This is a genomic window from Pseudomonas sputi (genome assembly GCF_021603585.1).
Classification (GTDB): Bacteria; Pseudomonadota; Gammaproteobacteria; order Pseudomonadales; family Pseudomonadaceae; genus Aquipseudomonas; species Aquipseudomonas sputi.
In genome coordinates this window covers 11,349-30,536 of sequence record NZ_BQHI01000034.1, presented here as the reverse complement: position 1 = coordinate 30,536, position 19,188 = coordinate 11,349, and the positions used below count along the sequence as shown (strand labels likewise).

General features: G+C 59.9%; 15 protein-coding genes and 1 tRNA gene. 8 read left to right on the top strand and 8 right to left on the bottom strand.

Translation table 11 applies throughout. The annotated features are described in order from the left end of the window. Positions 1 to 30 precede the first annotated feature (30 nt). Positions 31 to 1,071 carry an FUSC family protein gene (locus L6D81_RS26780; protein WP_236182619.1) on the top strand — a complete coding sequence of 347 codons (1,041 nt, stop codon included), beginning with the start codon at positions 31 to 33 and terminating at the stop codon, positions 1,069 to 1,071. A 3-nt stretch (positions 1,072 to 1,074) separates the two neighbouring features. On the opposite strand, the gene L6D81_RS26775 is transcribed toward L6D81_RS26780, so the two are convergent. Next, positions 1,075 to 1,968, bottom strand: a complete 894-nt coding sequence (locus tag L6D81_RS26775; RefSeq protein ID WP_236182606.1) for a DMT family transporter — start codon at positions 1,966 to 1,968, stop codon at positions 1,075 to 1,077. Positions 1,969 to 2,105: 137 nt separating this feature from the next. On the opposite strand from L6D81_RS26775, the gene L6D81_RS26770 reads away from it, so the two are divergent. Further along, complete coding sequence (locus L6D81_RS26770; RefSeq protein ID WP_236182605.1) at positions 2,106 to 2,543, top strand: Lrp/AsnC family transcriptional regulator; 438 nt, start codon at positions 2,106 to 2,108, stop codon at positions 2,541 to 2,543. 40 nt (positions 2,544 to 2,583) lie between these two features. Then, complete coding sequence (locus tag L6D81_RS26765; RefSeq protein ID WP_236182604.1) at positions 2,584 to 2,910, top strand: YceK/YidQ family lipoprotein; 327 nt, start codon at positions 2,584 to 2,586, stop codon at positions 2,908 to 2,910. A gap of 72 nt (positions 2,911 to 2,982) precedes the next feature. Here L6D81_RS26765 and L6D81_RS26760 read toward each other — a convergent pair whose 3' ends face one another. Continuing rightward, the gene (locus tag L6D81_RS26760; RefSeq protein WP_095135472.1) at positions 2,983 to 3,654 is read right to left on the bottom strand and encodes a Bax inhibitor-1/YccA family protein; all 672 of its coding nucleotides are present in this window, start codon (positions 3,652 to 3,654) and stop codon (positions 2,983 to 2,985) included. 122 nt (positions 3,655 to 3,776) lie between these two features. On the opposite strand from L6D81_RS26760, the gene L6D81_RS26755 reads away from it, so the two are divergent. Together L6D81_RS26755 and L6D81_RS26750 are read left to right on the top strand one after the other, a co-directional pair. Further along, positions 3,777 to 3,864: transfer RNA gene (locus tag L6D81_RS26755), tRNA-Ser, on the top strand. 420 nt (positions 3,865 to 4,284) lie between these two features. Beyond that, the gene (locus L6D81_RS26750) at positions 4,285 to 4,974 is read left to right on the top strand and encodes a lipopolysaccharide kinase InaA family protein (RefSeq protein ID WP_236182603.1); all 690 of its coding nucleotides are present in this window, start codon (positions 4,285 to 4,287) and stop codon (positions 4,972 to 4,974) included. Between the two features lie 334 nt (positions 4,975 to 5,308). On the opposite strand, the gene L6D81_RS26745 is transcribed toward L6D81_RS26750, so the two are convergent. Together L6D81_RS26745 and L6D81_RS26740 are read right to left on the bottom strand one after the other, a co-directional pair. Continuing rightward, positions 5,309 to 8,398, bottom strand: coding sequence for an efflux RND transporter permease subunit (locus L6D81_RS26745; RefSeq protein WP_236182602.1), 3,090 nt, complete (start codon positions 8,396 to 8,398; stop codon positions 5,309 to 5,311). After that, positions 8,395 to 9,504, bottom strand: coding sequence for an efflux RND transporter periplasmic adaptor subunit (locus tag L6D81_RS26740; RefSeq protein WP_236182601.1), 1,110 nt, complete (start codon positions 9,502 to 9,504; stop codon positions 8,395 to 8,397). Before L6D81_RS26740 ends, L6D81_RS26745 begins: the two co-directional genes overlap by 4 nt. A gap of 211 nt (positions 9,505 to 9,715) precedes the next feature. Here L6D81_RS26740 and L6D81_RS26735 point away from each other — a divergent pair, with 211 nt between their 5' ends. Further along, the gene (locus tag L6D81_RS26735) at positions 9,716 to 11,176 is read left to right on the top strand and encodes an efflux transporter outer membrane subunit (protein WP_236182600.1); all 1,461 of its coding nucleotides are present in this window, start codon (positions 9,716 to 9,718) and stop codon (positions 11,174 to 11,176) included. Positions 11,177 to 11,265: 89 nt separating this feature from the next. Here the strand turns inward: L6D81_RS26735 and L6D81_RS26730 are convergent, their stop codons facing one another. Next, positions 11,266 to 12,537 (bottom strand): OmpP1/FadL family transporter, encoded by a 1,272-nt coding sequence (locus tag L6D81_RS26730; protein ID WP_236182599.1) that lies wholly within the window; start codon positions 12,535 to 12,537, stop codon positions 11,266 to 11,268. 202 nt (positions 12,538 to 12,739) lie between these two features. Continuing rightward, positions 12,740 to 13,360 (bottom strand): TetR/AcrR family transcriptional regulator, encoded by a 621-nt coding sequence (locus L6D81_RS26725; RefSeq protein WP_236182598.1) that lies wholly within the window; start codon positions 13,358 to 13,360, stop codon positions 12,740 to 12,742. A gap of 445 nt (positions 13,361 to 13,805) precedes the next feature. Between L6D81_RS26725 and L6D81_RS26720 the strand changes: the two genes are divergently transcribed. Both L6D81_RS26720 and L6D81_RS26715 read left to right on the top strand, forming a co-directional pair. Continuing rightward, positions 13,806 to 14,225 carry an organic hydroperoxide resistance protein gene (locus L6D81_RS26720; protein WP_236182597.1) on the top strand — a complete coding sequence of 140 codons (420 nt, stop codon included), beginning with the start codon at positions 13,806 to 13,808 and terminating at the stop codon, positions 14,223 to 14,225. A gap of 305 nt (positions 14,226 to 14,530) precedes the next feature. Then, a complete protein-coding gene (locus tag L6D81_RS26715; RefSeq protein WP_236182596.1) occupies positions 14,531 to 16,717 on the top strand; it encodes a TonB-dependent siderophore receptor in 2,187 nt (728 codons plus the stop codon). Here L6D81_RS26715 and L6D81_RS26710 read toward each other — a convergent pair. Both L6D81_RS26710 and L6D81_RS26705 read right to left on the bottom strand, forming a co-directional pair. Continuing rightward, positions 16,714 to 17,631 (bottom strand): LysR family transcriptional regulator, encoded by a 918-nt coding sequence (locus tag L6D81_RS26710; protein ID WP_236182595.1) that lies wholly within the window; start codon positions 17,629 to 17,631, stop codon positions 16,714 to 16,716. The genes L6D81_RS26715 and L6D81_RS26710 overlap by 4 nt on opposite strands. 100 nt (positions 17,632 to 17,731) lie before the next feature. Then, the gene (locus tag L6D81_RS26705; RefSeq protein ID WP_236182594.1) at positions 17,732 to 18,931 is read right to left on the bottom strand and encodes an MFS transporter; all 1,200 of its coding nucleotides are present in this window, start codon (positions 18,929 to 18,931) and stop codon (positions 17,732 to 17,734) included. Positions 18,932 to 19,188 lie beyond the last annotated feature (257 nt).

Sequence of the window (19,188 nt, the reverse complement as noted above, 5' to 3'; positions counted from 1 at the left end):
AGCACTTTCAGCCCCCACCGCTGGCCGCCGCTGTTGCGGCGGATTCTGCGGCCGTTGCTCGACCCGTATCGACGTTATCGCCATGCACGAACGATTCACGCGGTGCGGGTCGCGCTGGGGTTGCTGGCGACGATCCTGCTGACCACCGGCATCAATCTGCCTCACGGCGAGTGGGCGTCAGTGACCATGCTGGTGGTGATCGGCGGTTTGCAGCACCACGGCAACATCGGCAAGAAAGCCGCCGAACGTGCCATCGGCACGTTGATCGGTGCCGGCGTCGGTCTGCTGCTGGTAGCACAGCAGGCGTGGCTGGGCCTGCCGTGGCTGACCTATTTTGCGATGGCCGTGGTGTGCGGTTTCTTCTCGTATCACGCGATCGGCAAGGGCGGCTACACCGCCCTGCTCTCGGCCATCACCGTTTTCATCGTCGCCGGGCATGGCGACAACCCGATCACCGACGGGCTGTGGCGCGGGGTCGATATCCTGATCGGTATCGCCCTGGCCCTGGCCTTTTCCTTCGCCCTGCCGCTGTACGCGGTGTACTCGTGGCGTTACAACCTGGCCGACGCGCTGCGCGACTGCGCCACGGTGTACGGGCGGATCATCGGCGGCCAACCGGTGACGGCCGACGAACACTTGAAATTGATGAACCGGCTGAATGCGGTGATGGTGCAATTGCGCTCGTTGATGCCGTCGGTGTCCAAGGAAGTCAAAGTATCGATGACCGAACTGGACGCGATCCAGCGCAACCTGCGCATGTGCATCAGCACCCTGGAAATTCTCGGCAACATCCGCCCGGACGCCAACGACCCCGACGCCATGGCGCACCTGCAAGCGGCGCTCAAGGCCGAACACCGGCACATTCGCGTGCAATTGATCGGCATGGCCCGGGCGTTGAAATCCGGCGCATCCCAGCGGCTGGGACGCCCGGTGGAGTTGCCGGACGCCAGCCTCGATACACCGGTCTACAGCCCATTGGACGGCTACCGTTTGTTGACCCGGCAATTGGCGGCCAACATCGGCGAGATGCGCCAGCGTCTGGCGAAGACCGCGCCGCGCTGGAACATCTGACGTTTACTGCGCAGCCAGGCGCCGCGCCTTCAAGCCCCAACCCTGTTGCATGCCCGCAGCGGCCAATAGAATGGCCGCCACGCCGATCCATTGCAGGGTTTGCAGTTGATGACCGAAGGCAAACCAGTCGACGAATATCGCCGCGATTGGATAGATGAATGACAGTGCACCGGTCAATGCGGTCGGGAGTTTCTGAATCGCGCCATACAGCAGCACGTACATCAAACCGGTGTGGACGATGCCCAGCGTCACCAGGCTGGCCCAGGCACTCGGTGCCGCGGGCATCGCCGAAAAATGGGCGAACGGCGCGAGCAGCAACACACCGGTGCAGACCTGGATCAACGCAATCAGATGCGGCGGCGTGCCGGTCAGGCGCTTGATGATCAACGCGGCGATGGCGTACAGAAACGCCGCCCCCAGCGCCAGCGCGATCCCCATCAGGTAATCATTGCCGCCCTCGCCCTGCCCGCCATGGGCACTGACGATGGCCAGCATCCCCATGAAAGAAATCGCCAGCCAGAACAGCTTCTGCAGCGTGATCTTCTCGCCCAGAAACAACGCCGCCAACCCTACCAACATGAACGGCTGCACGTTGTACACCGCCGTGCCGATGGCAATCGAGGCCCGGGAATACGAGGCGAACAGCAACACCCAGTTGCCGACAATTGCCACCCCGCTGAGCACCGCCAACAGAAATGTTGTGCGGGTCAGTATGCCCGGGCGCAGAAAGCCGAACGCGGCGCAGATCAGCAACAAGGTGCCGGCGCCGAACACGCAGCGCCAGAACACCACGTCCAGTACCGGTTGCCCGGATACCAGCACAAACCAGCCGATCGTCCCGGATATCAGCATGGCGGCGGTCATTTCGAATGAGCCGCGACGGATTGTTTTGTCCATCATCTATCTCCTTAATGTGTGGCAAAAGTATGCCAAGCGAGGCCGGGGCTTCTCCAGTGCAAAAAGCAGGCTAAACTCGGTTTCTGCCTTTTTTATCAAGGGTGGTTTGCGGCATTCGCCTAATGCGGGAGTTTTGTATGACCGACGATATCGACCAGATCCTGATCGGGGCCTTGATGGAGGATTCGCGGCGCTCACTCAAGGCGCTGGCGCAAATCAGCGGGTTGTCATCGCCCAGCGTGGCCGAGCGCCTGCGGCGACTGGAGGAGCGCGGTGTGCTCAAGGGTTACACCGTGGAGGTTGACCCGAAATGCTTCGGTTATCAGTTGCAGGCGATTGTCCGGGTGCGGCCACTGCCGGGGCAGTTGCAGGAGGTCGAACGGCAGATCCTGGCGATTCCCGAGTTCACCGAGTGCGATAAGGTGACCGGCGAAGATTGCTTCATCGCCCGTCTGCATGTGCGTTCGATGGAACAGCTCGACACCCTGCTTGATAGGCTGAATACGCTGGCGGAAACCAATACCGCGATCGTCAAGAAGACCCCGGTGAAACGTCGATTGCCGCCAATGGCGTGAGCGGCGTAGATTGAGTGTTTTCCGGCGAAGGATTGGCGGTATGAAAATTCAGGCAATGATGCTGACGGTGTTGATGCTGGCCGGGTGCGGGACGGTGCAGACCGTGGCGTTCAGCGATAAGTCTTCCACCGACCAGTTGAAGGCTAAAAAATCCTACTGCGGCGCTGTACCGCGCATCTACAGCGGCGTGACGTACGACTTCTGCATGTTGCACGCCGAAAAGCCGGACGACGTCGATGCGTTCAACTACAAGAACGCAACACCGGGTCTGCTGGTCGATGCGGCCGTGTCGGGTGTGCTCGATACATTGCTGTTGCCCTACACGATCTACAAGCAACAGGCTGATGGCAGCCTCGTGATCAACTGATCGCCTGTACGAATTTTCACAGACAACAAAAAACCCGCTTTCGCGGGTTTCTTGTTTGTAGCGGTGTAGCGATCAGTCGTCGCGGCTCATGATGCCGAAGATCTGCAGCAGGCTGACGAACAGGTTGTAAATCGATACATACAGGCTGATGGTCGCCATAATGTAGTTGCGCTCGCCGCCGTGGATGATCGCGCTGGTCTGGAACAGGATGCAGACCGACGAGAACAGCACGAAACCTGCGCTGATCGCCAGTTGCAGGCCACTGATCTGGAAGAACAGGCTCGCCAGCGTCGCACCCAGCAGGACGAAGAAACCGGCGGTGATGAAGCCACCGAGGAAGCTCATGTCCTTACGGGTGATCAGCACGTAGGCCGACAGACCACCGAACACCAGTGCGGTCATCGCGAACGCGGAGCTGACCACTTCAGCGCCGCCCTGCATGCCCAGGTAACGGTTGAGGATCGGGCCGAGCAGGAAACCCATGAAACCGGTCAGGGCAAACGCCGACACCAGGCCCCAGGCGGAATCACGGAGCTTGTTGGTGAGAAAGAACAGCCCGTAGAAACCGATCAGCACCACGAAAATGTTCGGGTAGCCGACCCGCATCTGCTGGGCCACGAACGCCATCACACCGCTGAATGCGAGGGTGAGCGCCAGTAGACCGTAAGTGTTGCGCAGGACGCGGCTAACCTCTAGCTGCTCAGCCTGCACGCTGTTGTGAACTGCGTAATCCTGTTCGCGCATGGCGACACTCCTGTTGGTTTGAAACGTTCAGTCGCAAAGATCATAACAGACGCTCTGTAACAAGCCATGCACAGAGTTTGACAGTGTGTTTCATTCAGGTATTATGGCGCCCGCAACGCAACGGAGGTGTGGCCGAGTGGTTTAAGGCAACGGTCTTGAAAACCGTCGACTGTAACAGGTCCATGAGTTCGAATCCCATCGCCTCCGCCATCTTAAGTACGACAAAGCCCTGATTATTCAGGGCTTTGTCGTTTCTGGCGTTCGGAAAAATCTTCGACCGCCAGGTTGTGTTCCATAACCAGCAGCTTTTCACTCCCTTCTTCGGCGTCCTGCCAAACATAAAACACTCTTCATGTAACACGGGCATTTATCAAGATGAGCCTGGCCGTGTTGATGACACCTGACTGATAACTATCAGCCGAAAGCTGGCTCCTGCGAACGACTCCCCTGACCGAAACCATTTCATCCCCGACGGCTGCTTTTAGACCGTAGCTGCTGCTCAATAATGGATAAGCGTGTCATTAAAAGGAACTAGCTCAGCACTGAAACGTCTGTTTGAATTACGGCATGATGCCGGCCAACAAAAAGGCCGATGGCGCAGCTGATAACAACACAAGAATGGAGTGCGCGATGAGCCAAACCGACCAACTTTTTTCCTATTGGTGGAATACATCAGGCCCTTGGGTAGAAGAACCCAACGTACGCAGGAGTGGCACGAGCGGAGTGCAGCGAGTGATGCATAACGGTGCCACTGTTTATGTTAAGCGCCAGACGGGTCATTTGTTTCGCAGCCTGAGATATCCTCTGGGGCGCCCCACCACCCTGCGCGAAGGCCGCGCGCTCGCAAAGTTACTCCATCTTGGCGTCAACGCCCCTCAACCGGTTTACTACGGTGCGCAAAAAATCAAAGGGGTCTGGCACGGCATCTTGGTCACCAAGGACTTGAACGGTTTCCAGGATTTGGAATCATGGTACAGCCAAGGTGCAAAAAACCAATTCACGCCCAAGCAACTCGACAATGTGCTTGAAATACTCGCGTCGTTGATGGCACGAATGCATCTCGGCCGCTGGCAACATGGCTGCATGCGCTTAAAGCACATTTTTATCAAAGTTCGCAATTTGTCGAGCGGTCCCGAGTTCGAGCTTGCGCTGCTCGATCTCGAGAAATCCCATGGGCGAATTAGCTCATTGCGGGCAGCTCGGCACGACATTTTGCAACTCAGGCGCCATTCCTATTGGAGCGAACCGGAGTGGCAACACTTTCTTCGTCATTATGAAAAGCACCTGGGTCGACCGGTAATCACCCAGGGCCGTTCTTGAGAGCCCAACGAAGGCGGCAGGCGCTCACATCACATGAATGTCTGCATCGATCTGCCAGGTGAACCGGTGAATGCAGGGGGTGTGCCCGGCGTAACTACCCGGCCCCGTCCCACTCATTGAAGGCTCTACTCTACTGACCCAGCTACCATCCAGTTTTTCGAAAGCACAGGCCACGCCGGACCGGGATCGGAACGACCGAGAACGATTCGGCGAACATTGACGACCCGCGCGGCGCCTGGTGGTGAGGCTGGAAGCCATCTTTTATACGACAAAGCCCTGATTATTCAGGGCTTTGTCGTTTCAGGGATCAGGCCTCGATTTCCAGCACTTATCGCTACACCGGTTTGACTGTTGCAGCCGGCGGCCTGGTGTCAGGACGGATCTTGAACCAGATCGAGTACATCGCGGGCAGGAACACCAGCGTCATGATGGTGCCGACGAGCGTGCCGCCAATCAGGGTATAGGCCAGCGTCCCCCAGAACACCGAGTGCGTCAGGGGAATAAACGCCAGGATTGCCGCCAGGGCCGTCAACAGTACCGGTCGTGCACGTTGCACCGTGGCTTCGACGACCGCGTGAAACGGATCAAGCCCTTCTTGCGCGTTGTGATGAATCTGACCGATCAGGATCAGCGTATTGCGCATCAGGATCCCCGACAGTGCAATCAACCCGACCAGCGCATTGATGCCAAACGGTTGATTGAAGATGAGCAGTGTCGGCACCACACCAATCAACCCTAGCGGCGAGGTAAGGAACACCATGATCATCGCCGAGATCGAACGCACCTGCACAATGATGATGACGAGGGTCATGGCAATCATGATCGGCAACAACGGCAGGATCGCCTTGCCGGCCTTGCCGGATTCTTCGATCGCACCCGCCTGCTCGATCCGGTAACCGGAAGGCAGCTTCTCGATGATCGGCTGCAATTGCTTCAGCAGCGCACTGGAAACATCCGGCGGTTGCAAGTCCTCGGCAATGTCGCCGCGCACGGTGATGGTCGGGGTGCGATCACGCCGACGCAGGATCGGATCTTCCATGCGCACATCGACCTCGCCTATCTGCGACAGCGGGATTCGCTGCCCCGAGGCACCGACCAAGGTGAAACCTTCGATTTGCTGCGGATCGAGCCGGATATCGCCCGCTGCCCGCCCCATGACCTGCACTGAACGAATATCTTCACGCACCGCCGTGATCGGTACTCCGCTGAGCAGGAACTGCAATTGCTGTGCAACCGCAGTCGATGTCAGACCCACTGCCTGCAGACGGTCCTGATCCAGGTTGAAATGCAACGACGGCGTCAGCGGTCCCCAATCAGTGTTCACGGTTCTCATCATCGGGCTGTCCTGCATCACGCCCCGCACCTGCTCGGCGATCACGCGCAACTTCGCCGGATCAGGCCCCATCACCCGGTAAGCCACCGGAAATGGCGAATAAGGACCAAACACAATCTGCGATGCCCTGAGGCGCGCCTCCGGGGCGAGCCCTTGAGCCACCGCGTCACGAAAACGCAACTTGAGGGTTTCCCGTGCTTCCTGACTGTCGGTCAGCACCACGATCTTGGCGAACGACGGATCGGGCAGTTCCGGCGCCATCGCCAGGAAGAAACGCGGCGCACCCTGACCGATATAGGCCGTGACGATTTTTGCCTCATCCTGCTGGCGCAGCCAGGCTTCGACCTTGGCGGCCGTGGCGCTGGTCTGCTCGATGGAGGTGCCGTAGGGCATTTGCACCTCGATCATGACTTCGGGACGGTCTGAGGTCGGGAAGAACTGTTTCTTCACCAGGCCCATGCCCGCCGCCGCCACGAAGAACAGGACAATAACCATGCCCGCAACCAGCCATTTGCGCGCAATGACCCGGGTCAGAACCCGACGGAAGCGGTTGTATCGCGGCGTGTTGTAGATCGCCGCGTGTCCACCCTCCACCGCCTTGATGTCCGGCAAGAGTTTCACGCCCAGATAAGGGGTGAACGCCACTGCGACGACCCACGAAGCGATGAGCGCGATGCCCACGATCCAGAACATGTTGCTGGTGTATTCGCCAGCCGTGGACTGAGCGAAACCGTTCGGTAAAAACCCGATCGCCGTCACCAGGGTTCCGGACAGCATCGGCGCCGCCGTGTGGCTCCAGGCATAGGCAGACGCCTTGATGCGATCGTAGCCCTCCTCCATTTTCACCACCATCATTTCAATGGCGATGATCGCGTCATCGACCAGCAGCCCGAGCGCCAGGATCAACGACCCCAGGGTAATACGGTCAAAGTTCTTGCCGGTGGCTGCCATCACCACAAACACGATCGCCAGGGTCAACGGCACGGCAGCGGCGACCACCACGCCGACACGCCAGCCCATGCTCAGAAAGCAGACGAGCATGACCACCAGCAGCGCGACAAAGAACTTGACCATGAACTCGCCAACGGCGGAGTCGATATTCACTGCCTGGTCGGTGACCTTGGAGAGGCTCATGCCCAGGGGCATTTCCTCATTGATCCTGACGGTCTCGGCATCCAGCGCCTTGCCCAGATCAAGACCGTTCCAGCCCTCGCGCATCACTACGCCGAGCAACAGCGCCTCTTCGCCGTTATTGCGCACCAGAAAGGTGGCCGGGTCTTCATAGCCGCGTTCGACCGTCGCCACATCAGACAGCTTGAGTGTCCGCCCCTGCACGACCACAGGGGTGTCGCGGATTTTCTGCAGTTTGTCGAACGCACCATCGAGACGCAGAAAAACCTGTGGCCCGCTGGTGTCGATTGATCCGGCCGGGGTCAGTGCGTTCTGACTGTTCAGCGCGGCAAAGATGTCCTGCGGTGACAAGCCCAAGGTGGCCAACCGGTCATGCGAAAACGAAACAAATATCCGTTCGGCTTGCTCGCCGATGATATTGACCTTCTTTACCCCCGGCACATGCAACAGGCGCTGGCGCATGGACTCCGCATCGCGGACCAGCAAGCGCTGCGGCTCGCCTTTGGCTTTCAGGGCAAACAGCGCAAAGGTCACGTCCGAATACTCGTCGTTGACCATCGGCCCGATGACGCCGGCCGGCAACTTGATCGCTTCATCGTCGAGTTTTTTACGCGCCTGATAAAACTCTTCCTGCACTTGCGAAGGTGGCGTGCTATCGAGCAACGACACCATCGTGAAAGCGAGCCCTGGCCGGGTATAGGTTTCCGAGCGGTCGTACCATTTGAGTTCTTGCAGGCGTTTTTCCAGTGGCTCCGCGACCTGATCCTGCATCTCCTGTGCGGTCGCCCCCGGCCACGCCGTAATGACGGTCAGCTGCTTGACCGTAAATGGAGGATCTTCGGCACGCCCTAACTGAAAGAACGCCAGAATGCCGGCAACGGCGATCAGGAAAATCAGAAAGACCGTGATCGCGCGCTCGCGAACGGCAATGGCGGAAAGGTTGAATCGTCCTTCGCTCATGGACGACTCCCGGCAACGGTCGCCGCATCAGACACGGGGATTCTGACTGGCTCACCTTCGCGTAACAGATGAGCGCCCAGCGCCACAATCTGCTCGCCGACGCGAAGGTCGCCGGCCACTCGCGCCGAATCGTCGCTCAACCCTAGCACCTGAACCGGTCGCCAGGTCACGGTTGACGGTGTGCCGGCGATGACCCACACGCCAGGACCGCTGCCCGCGTCGTAAAGCGCGGCGATGGGCACTTGCAACGACGCTGCAGGTTTCGAGCCCTCGGCGATTCTGAGGGTGACTGTCGAACCTATCGGCGCATTGGCCAATGCGCCTTCCAGTACATAGCGTGCCTCGAACGTACGCGTCGTGCGGTCCGCCGAATCCGAAAGCAACCTCAGTTTCGCGGTAACAGCACCCGAGGCGTCACCATAGAGCGTGGCTTGCGCGGTGGATCCTGCTGCGGGACGCAAGGTCTCGGGCAAGTGCACGATGGCCTCACGCTGCCCTGCCCGCGCCAGTCGAACCACCGGTTGTCCGGGACTGACGACTTGTCCGGGTTCGGCGAGTGTTTCCACCACAACGCCATCGGCATCGGCGACCAGCACCGCATAACCGGAAGCGTTGCGGGCAACGTCCGCTTGCGCTTCAGCGGCGCTGAGTTGCGCCTTGGCTGTGTCTGCCGCGGCTTTGATCTGATCGTAGGCCGATGCGGAAATGGCGCCGGCGCTGACCAGGGTGCGATAGCGGGCTTCGTCATCGGCTGTCTGCCTGGCGCGGGCCCGGGCGGCGATGACCGACTCCTGCTGCGCGCGCGCCTGCAACCCCAAGTCGATGGGATCAAGCCGCATCAGCGGTTGACCGCGTTTAACAGTCTGCCCCGTGTCAACCAGACGCTCGAGCACCTTGCCCGATACGCGAAAACCCAGATCGCCCTGAATGCGCGCCGTCACCACCCCTGTGAAGGTGCGAGAACCGTCAGCCGCAGCCTGAACGGCGGTTAACCTGACCAAAGGCGCCTGTGTGCGCGGGTCTGCAACGGAGGAAGAATCACCGCACGCCGCCAGGGCGAGTGGCAACAGGCATACGGCAATGGGGAACATTCGGAGCCGGCGCATAGATTCTCTTACTAAAATAGGATGACGATCATATTCTCAGGCTTTGTGACTATTATCGTCAATAGTCACACTTCACGATATATTCCACGCTCCAGCCTTATCATTTATGCCTTGAACACCTTTTAATCTGCGCAAAAAGATCAATCATCCTTAATTGACACAGCGTGACCATTACGTAATATGGTCACTAAAATCTCGTTAAGGAACGCCGATGCCTCCCCTACGCCCGATTGCTTTTTTAGTGACCGCCAGCCTCATGACAGGTTGTGCGGTGGGTCCGGATTACCATCGTCCAGACGCCCCGCTTTCAGATCATTATCTGGGGCAGTCTGCTGTCGAATCGCGATCCGGCTCGACGCCGGACAGCCTTGCCGCTTGGTGGGAAAGCTTTAATGATCCGCTGCTGACCGGCCTCATCAACCAAGCCTTGCAGCAGAATCTGGATTTGGCACAGGCATCAGCGCGCGTCACCCAGGCCAAGGCCGGCCTGGGCGCCGCCAATGCAGCACTGCTGCCCTCGGCGAACATCAGCGCACAGGCGGCACGCGCTTATCAGTCCGTCGAGACACCACTGGGCCAGGTGTTGAATTCAACACCCGGCTATGACCGTTCCGGCAATGCCTACGAGGCCAACCTCGAGGCGGGCTGGGAAGTCGATGTCTTTGGCGGACTGCGCCGCGGACGCGAGGCGGCACTGGCTGAGTACCAGGCCTCGGCGGCGAGTTTCACGGCGACAAGGTTGGCGATCGCTGCGCAAACGGCCGATATCTACATCACCCTGCGCGGATTACAGGCTCGGCTGGACATTGCCAACCGGCAAGTCGATACCCGGCGCACGTTGCTGGAAAAGGTCCGACTGCTTTACGGCAAGGGTCTGGCCGCGGAGTATCAGGTGCGCCAGGCCGAGGGTGAGTTGTCGCAAGTCGAGGCGACCGTTCCGCTACTGCAAAGCGGTCTGGAGGCGGCCATGAATGCGATGGACGTGCTGCTCGGCACGCCTCCCGGCACTCACCGCACGCAACTGGCACGTGAGGGCGAAATTCCCGATGTGCCGTCGCTGACTGCGCTGGGCACACCGGCAGATCTGCTGCGGCGCAGACCGGATCTGATCGTCGCCGAACGCCGTCTTGCGGCCTCCAACGCGCGCATCGGTGAAGCGATTGCCGAGTACTACCCGAAATTTTCCCTCAGCGCCTTGCTCGGCAGCGCGACTGCCGTCTCCGGCGGCAATCTTTTCACTGGCGGCGCGAGCCAGTCGAGCGGCGTCGTGGGCCTGCGCTGGCGGCTATTTGACTTCGGACGCATCAACGCCCGGATCGATCAAGCCAAAGGTCAGGAATCTGAAGCATTGGCCGCCTATCGCCAGTCGGTACTGCGCGCCACCGAAGATGTCGAGAACGCGCTGTCCTCACTGGTGAATCGGCGAACCCAGACCACCACCCTGACCGGCGGCGAAGCGGCGCTGACTCAAGCTCGCCAGTCCTCGTTCACCGCCTATGAAAAAGGCACCGCCAGCCTGATCGATGTCCTGCACGCCGACGAAATATTGTTGCAGGCTTCCGACGCCAGAGCGCAGGCGCGGACGGAATCGGCCCGTGCGGCGGTGGCGGTATTCAAATCGCTCGGTGGAGGATGGCAACCCGTTGAGCCGGGGTCTGTAGCGGCGCGCTGAGCAGCAACCCCAGATCGCTTTCAGACAAGATTATCGAGAGTCGGGAGACACGTGCACTCCCGGCCCGCATTTGGCTTGGCAGCGCTCAACTAGAAGCGATAACTGACAGAAGTACCGAACCCGCTGGCACTGTTCTTGTACTTGGCGCTGTAGGCACCCCTCGATACCGAGGTGTCGTTGACCTCCACGCGTTCCTCCCAGAGATAGGAATACGCGAGATCGATCGTGACATTGTCCACGGGCGTCCAGCCGGCGCCGATGCTGACAACCTTACGGTCACCCGTCGGAATGCGCGGCCCCCGATTGGTGTTGTTGGCGGGTGACTGATCGACCGAAAACCCGCCACGCAGCACCCATTGGTTATTCAATTGATAGGCCGCACCGATCGCGTGTGCCCAGGTGTCATGCCAGTTCTGCTCTTCGCTGATCGTCCCCAATTGCCCGCTCAGCAACGGCGGCAAGCCGCTGTTCTCAATCGTCAGTTCCTTGAAGCGGCTCCAGCGTGTCCAGGTGCTGCCCACATAGAGCGTCCAGTCGTCGTTGAATTGATGCGTCAGCGAAAAGTCCACCGACTCCGGCGTGTCCACATCCAGCGATGCGTCATAGCTACGGCCGCTGACGCCCAGCACGCTAAAGATGCCATCGGTGACCTTGGTTTTGGCGTCCAGGTGGTAACTGACTTTGGAGTGATACGTCAGGCCGAGGCGGGTCTGATCGGTCGCCTGCACCAGCACGCCAGCATTGAAGCCCAGTGCGGTGTCATCGCCGGTGCTTTTGAGTTTGCCATCATTGCGCCCGGGGCTGAGTGGATTGGGCACCATACCCGATATCTCTCCGCCGATACGATTGATGGTCGGCCCGAATCCGATCGACACCTTTTCGTTAAAGGCGTAGCTGATGGTCGGCTGGAAGGTCAGCGTGGTGACTTCACTTTTGTTGGCGTAATAGCGTCCGGCAAAACCACTGCCGTAGTCGGTGATCAGCCCGAAAGGCACATAAAACCCGACGCCGAATGCCCAATGCTCATCGATCGGTTTCACGTAATACCCCATGGGTACTGTGGTGGTGGGCACCATGTCGCCGTCTTCCTTCCCCCCAAACGTACTGCGTGTCTGGCTGATGTCCGACTTGGCGAACAGCGTCGCCGCCCCCACGCTCACCTGCTCTTGTTTAAGCCGCGCCATGCCCGCCGGGTTGCCGTAGATCGTACTGGCGTCTTCGGCAGATGAAGATCGACCGGCAAAACCGGAACCCATCCCGCTGATGCTTTGTTCGTTGAGGGCAAAGCCACCGGCCAACACGTTGGAAGACACCAGCGCAACGGCCAGGCCGACAGGATTCTTGAGCATTATTTTTTTCATTATCTGGGACTCTATGGGGATCACTGAAAAACAACATCGAGAACGACAGCGAAGCCATACTATCCAAGTGACCATTTCAGTCAATGGTCACATAAAGCAAAATTGAACGCTGCTCCGGCATACATGTGCGGGAACAGGAAATCTGATTGGGAAGGATGTCGCGCTGTGGCCCAGCTCACCTGAACAGGTGAGCTGGGTTGGGTCAGGGCATAAGGCTACGCAGAATGAGGTTGGAAGTCAGCGTGGGCGCGACCTCGATAAAATCCAGATTGTGCTGCAACAGCAACGGGTTGACGAAGGGCCGCAGGGCCAGATGAATCGCCTCGACGGTCTCGTCCAGCGGAGTCTTGCGCTCGAACTCTCCTAGCTCCCGCCCTTCACGCACGATGTCGAAGATAAAGCGCTTGATCTGGTCTTCATACATCTGGGCACTGGGCCAGCGCTCCCCGGCGGAAAATGCAGCGATGTCGTAGAGCTTGCGATCATTGAAGAACAGGTCCACCCCCGTTGCTATCACGGTTTTCACCAGTCGGCGGAACCGCTCGGTCGGCGAAATCGCCTCTGCGTTAACAGCCTGTTCTACCGCTGCAACGATTTGGCCCAGACAATTCGAGCAGATCGCTTCACCGATCGCCTGTTTGGAATCAAAGAACTTATAGATGTACGCCTTGGAAAAACCGATGGCCCTGGCCAGATCGGAAACCGTGGTTTTGCCATAGCCGTATTGGCTGAAGTGTTCATTGGCTGCCGCGACAATCTGATCACGAATCTCGTGATCGACTGGGCCACGTGGGCCGGGCGAAGATAGGGATGGCTGGTTCATGGGCGTAGCTTACTCACCCTGTCGAGGACTTACAAATCGTGACCAAGAGAACCTATGGTCACGAATCGTACATTCGCCCCCCCTGACTGATCGGATGGAAAAGGGCTAACGTTCAAGCCGTCGAACAGGGAAAAATTCGCGCCACATCCCATTGCCTCAGGCGTTCGACCAGAAAATCACCCACTGTCACCGTCATCTGCGACCTCATCTTTTCATTGCATATGACACATCAACGGCGCCCTCGGGAGATGTAAAGGTCTGGACAGCCCGGCGGACGGCGAAGTTTCGATGAGTTGCGCCCTTGACCCCTCCCACGCCGATACAGGCTACAGAGCGATACAAAAACTCCGCTGCACGACACATCCCGGGTACATGCCAATGCAAAAGTGTGAGCCATCGGAACCTTCACTGTCCGACATCACCCATCACTCAGGCAGGTATTTCCATGATCCATCAACTCGACACCGTGCTGTACACCGGCAAGACCCGCACCACTGGCGGGCGCGATGGCGCATCGCGCAGTTCGGACGGCAACCTGGACATCAAGCTTTCGCCACCAGGTTCGAATGGCAGCGGCACCAATCCGGAACAGCTGTTGGCAGCCGGTTGGTCGGCCTGCTTCATCGGCGCCATGGGCAAGGCAGCCGCGGCACAGAAGATCAGGCTTCCGGCGGATGTGGCGGTCGAAACCGAAATCGATCTGGGCAAGGCCGGCGATGCCTTCTTTCTCCAGGCGCGCCTGAGTGTCAGCCTGCCGGGGCTGGAGCCTTCGGTTGCCCAGGCGCTGATAGACGCTGCGCATCAGACCTGCCCTTACTCAAAGGCCACTCGCGGCAACATCGACGTCACCCTGCGCCTGAACTGAATCAACCCTGTCTGCTCCAGCAGATCTCACCTTCAAACCGCCCGATGCACTGTGTCGGGCGGTTTGTTTTGCATGCCGTTCCTCCGATTCAAATAACTGGAGAAGCGAACGGTGATTGAACGAGTTACGCGAACGACCTCTCGTGTTCGTGGACATACATCCACGAGATAGATCGATGGCGAACCCGACTGCGCGATTTCACATTTTTTCACGAAGCGCTTTGTCGCTGTAAAAAACCCTGACACAATTATTAGCAATGATTCTCATCCGCTCTTTGTTTGCTATTTAACAATCAGGAAGCCTTCATGTCGCGCCCCACCTCGCCGCATCGTTTCAACCCGTCACGCAACCTCCTGTCCATGGCCATCTGCATGGCCGTCATGGCCCCGGCGCTGGCCGATGAAACCCGCGAGGCGCAGGACACCGCCCCGCCCGCCACCCTCGAACTCGGCGCGACCGCGATCACCTCCACCCAACTGGGCAGCACCACCGAAGGCTCCGAGTCGTACACCACCGGCACCATGGCCACCGCCACCAAGCTGCCGTTGACCCTGCGCGAAACACCGCAAGCCGTCACCGTCATCACCCGCCAGCGCATGGACGATCAGGCGATGACCAGCATCAATGATGTGGTCAACGCCACGCCGGGGCTGTTCCTCGACTTCTCCAACGGGCCGGGCCGGCAGTCCTACAAAGCCCGGGGTTTCGACATCGACAACCTGATGTACGACGGCATTCCGAGCGGCTACAACGGCGCGAACGTCGGATCCCAGCCGAATCTGGCGATGTTTGATCGGGTTGAAGTCGTACGCGGTGCGATCGGTCTGGTGACCGGTGCCGGCAACCCTTCGGCGGCGATCAACCTGGTCCGCAAACGGCCATTGGCCGAGCAGCGCGTGACCCTGACCGGCGCCGCCGGAACCTGGGACAACTATCGCGGCGAGATCGATGCTTCCAGCCCACTCAACGACAGCGGTACCCTGCGCGGTCGGGTCGTCACGTCCTACCGCGACGCCAACAGCTTCATCGATGACGTGGACGAGCAACACAACCTGTTCTACGCCGTCACCGAAGCGGATCTGAGCGAAGACACCACCCTGACCCTCGGTTTCTCGCACCAGAAGGACCGGACCAACTACTTCTGGGGTTCGTCGATGATCGGCCTCGACGGCCATCACCTCGACCTGCCGCGCTCGTACAACCCCGGCACCTCCTGGGAGGACAAGGATCAGGAGATCAACACCGTTTTCGCCGAAATCCGTCAGCAACTGGCCAACGACTGGACGCTGCAGGTCAACGCCAACTATTCCGAACAGAACGCGCTGTTCTCCGGCTCCTACCAGTCGCGCTGGGTCAACGACACCCTGGCCCGCACGGTTTACCAGTCCAAGGCCGATGAAAACCAGGCCGGTCTGGACGCCTTCTTCAGCGGCCCGTTCGAAGCCTTCGGGCGCAGCCATGAACTGGTGGTCGGTGCCAGCAAACGCATCTATGACCTGACCACCCACAACTACTCGCCATACGACACCAACTTGCCGATCAACGCCGGCAAACCGGACTTCGTCCACACCAACAACACGCGCGAAGTCACCACTCAGGACGGCGTGTACCTGACCACTCGCCTGAGCCTGGCCGATCCGCTGAAGCTGATCCTCGGCGGACGTCTGGACTGGTACGACTACGACAACCGCGATGGCGACGGCGACGGCGACGGCGATTACAAAGTCACCCGCAACGTCACCCGCTACGCCGGCCTGATCTACGAGCTGGACGACCATCATTCGGTGTACGCCAGCTACAGCGACATCTTCACCCCGCAGAGCAACAAGGACACCTCCGGCAGTCCGGTCAAGCCGATCGTGGGCAAGAACTACGAGGTCGGCATCAAGAGCGAATACCTGGGCGGCGCGCTGAACGCCAGCCTCGCCGTGTTCCGGGTCGATCAGGAAAACCGCGCGGTGCAGGTGTTCGTGCCGAACTGCCCGCAGTCTTCCTGCTATGAAACCTCCGGCGAGATTCGCAGCCAGGGTATCGACTTCGAACTGCAAGGCGCCCTCACCGACAACTGGCAGGTCGGCGGCGGCTACACCTACGCCCGCACCCACACCATCAAGGACGCGGCGAACCCGCAGAAGGTCAACAAGCAGTTCGACACTGACACGCCGGAACACCTGTTCAAACTCACCACCCGCTACAACTTCCAGGGCCCGCTGCAAAAGCTGCGCGTGGGCGGCAACATCTCCTGGCAGAGCCGCCTGTACAACGACATCGAACTGCTCGATGGCGGCAACTACCGCCTCAAGCAAGGCGCGTATGCGGTGACTGACCTGATGGCCGGCTACCGGGTCAATGAGAACCTCGACTTGCAGCTCAACGCCAACAACATCTTCGACCGCAAGTACTACTCCACCATCGCCAATTCCGTCAGTTACGGCGGCGATAGCTACGGCACCCCGCGCAACATGATGTTGACGGCCAAATACACCTTCTAAGCTGTCGGGGCGCAGGGACGCGCCAGAATGTCTTCCAGAAAATCGATGAACACATTGATACGACTGGAGCCCCGGTGATTGGGCAGATACAACGCATTGATGCAGCAGCTCGCATTACCGGGGTTGACTTCATAACCCTCCAGCAACCGCGTCAACCGCCCCGCCTCGACGTCGGCACGCACCAGCCAATCGGCCAGCAGAGCCACCCCGCGCCCCGCCACCGCGGCTTCACGCAGGATGTCGGCGTTGTTGCTTTGCAGGCGGCCATGCACATTGAGCTGGATGGTTTCGTCGTCGCCCTGGAACGTCCAGTGCTGGTGCGCAGCACCGTAATCGAAGCGCAGGCATTGATGCTCGAGCAAGTCTCGCGGGTGCAAAGGCGCAGCGTGATGATTCAGGTAATCCGGACTCGCCACCACCCAGCGCTGGAAGCCGCCCACGCGCTTGCTGACGATATCGTCACTGACCACTGACGAGCCCAGTCGCACCGAGACATCGATCTGCTCGCTCAGCAGATCGCTGACCTGATCGCTCAACGACACACTGACTTCCAGCCCCGGATGGCGGTCGAGCAATATCCCCAATTGCGGTGCAATGATCTGGCGGCCGAATTCCACCGGCACGCTGATGCGCAGGCGGCCCTGCGCCTCGCTGCCACGGTCGGCGACAACCGCGTCGGCCTCGTCGATGGCATCGAGAATGGCCACCGCTTTCTCGAAATAGGTTTGGCCGGCGACCGTCACGCTGGTGTTGCGTGTCGTGCGGTTGAGCAGGCTGGCGCCCAGCTCGTGTTCCAGCCCCGCCACCTGGCGTGTCACCGAAGATGTGGAGATACCGAGTTTGCGCGCCGCCGAGGAGTAACCACCGCAACGGACGGTTTCAACGAACATCTTCAGTGCCAGCAACTTGTCCATAAGTGGAGCCCGATCAAAAGGAAACGGTGATGATTGTGCCTCACCGTTCGCCAATCGTCTTGTAAGGCCGTGCTTCATCGGACTCACCGGTGCCTGAGGTTCAGGCATCGGCCTTGCGGCTCAGGAACATCGCCAGGGCCAGGGCCGGCAGCAACGCCACGGTCACGGCAGACAGGTTCCAGCCAAAATGCTCGTAGAGCGGACTGGCGACCAGCGACCCCAGCGCGCCGCCGACGAAGATGCTGGTCATGTACACGGCATTCAGGCGGGCCCGGCTGTGCGGATCGATGGCGTACACCTCGCGCTGGCCCAGCACCATGTTCAGTTGCACGGCGAAGTCCAGCAGCACCGCGCAAACCACCAGCCAGACATAACTGCTACCCGGCAGCGCGGCGATCAGCAAGGAGGCTGGCGCCAACAACAGTGCAACGAGCGTCCCGCGCCGACCGTGCCCGGCATCGGCCAGTCGCCCGGCAATCGGCGCTGCGACCGCGCCGACGGCGCCGACCAGGGCAAATATCGCCACCTGTGCCTGACTGAAACCGTGGTGCCGCATCAGCTCGATCGGTGCGAGGGTCCAGAACAGGCTGAAGCTGGCGAACAGCAAGCCTTGATACAACGAACGCTGACGCAGAACCGCGTGCCGACGGGCCAGCGCAAACACCGAACCGATCAGCGCAGCGTACGTCGCCTGATGGCTTGGGACGCGGCGCGGCAAGGCAATCGCCATGATCAGGGCGATGACAGCCATCAGTGCCGCTGCGCTGAAAAACACCCCGCGCCAGCCGAACACTTCCACCAGCAGACTCGACAGTGGCCGCGACAGCAGAATGCCCAGCAACAGGCCACTCATGATGTTGCCCACCACCCGGCCACGAGTCGCCTCGGGCGCCAGATGCGCGGCCAACGGCACCAGGATCTGCACCGCCACCGAAGTCAGGCCGATCAGCAACGACAGCACCAGGAACATCGACGGCGAATGCGTCAGCCCGGCGCACAACAGCGTCACGCTCGCCGCGAGGGTAAACCCGACCACCAGCCGGCGGTTTTCCATCAGGTCGGCCAGCGGCACCAGCAACAGCAGGCCCAATGCATAACCGAACTGCGTGAGTGAAACGATCAGACTGGCGTTGGCACTGGACAGGCCGATCTGCGGCGCGATCAGTTCGACGATCGGCTGAGCGTAATAAAGGTTGGCCACGACCGCGCCGCAGCAGAATGCCAGGAACGCGACCATCAGGCCGGAAAGAGAAGCGGATGGTTCGGCCCTGGCCGCCGCTGCCGGATTGCCCGTAAGCATGATGACACCTCGATAAGTTTGGAAAAGTGACGCCAAGGCTAAGGGCTGCGCGGGCGTTCGAGTATCCATCCCTCGGGCAATTGAGTGATGCGCCAAATGCAACGACCCCGGGCGTTGCACTTGGCGCAACGTGCTATTGCGCGGTCTGGCAATACTCGGACGCATGCGCCTTCTCTACCCTTGGGCACTTGGCGCAGGGCTTTGCATCGGCGCCCTTACCCGGTCGTTCAAGGAGTTGTCGAAGATGCCGAATCCGT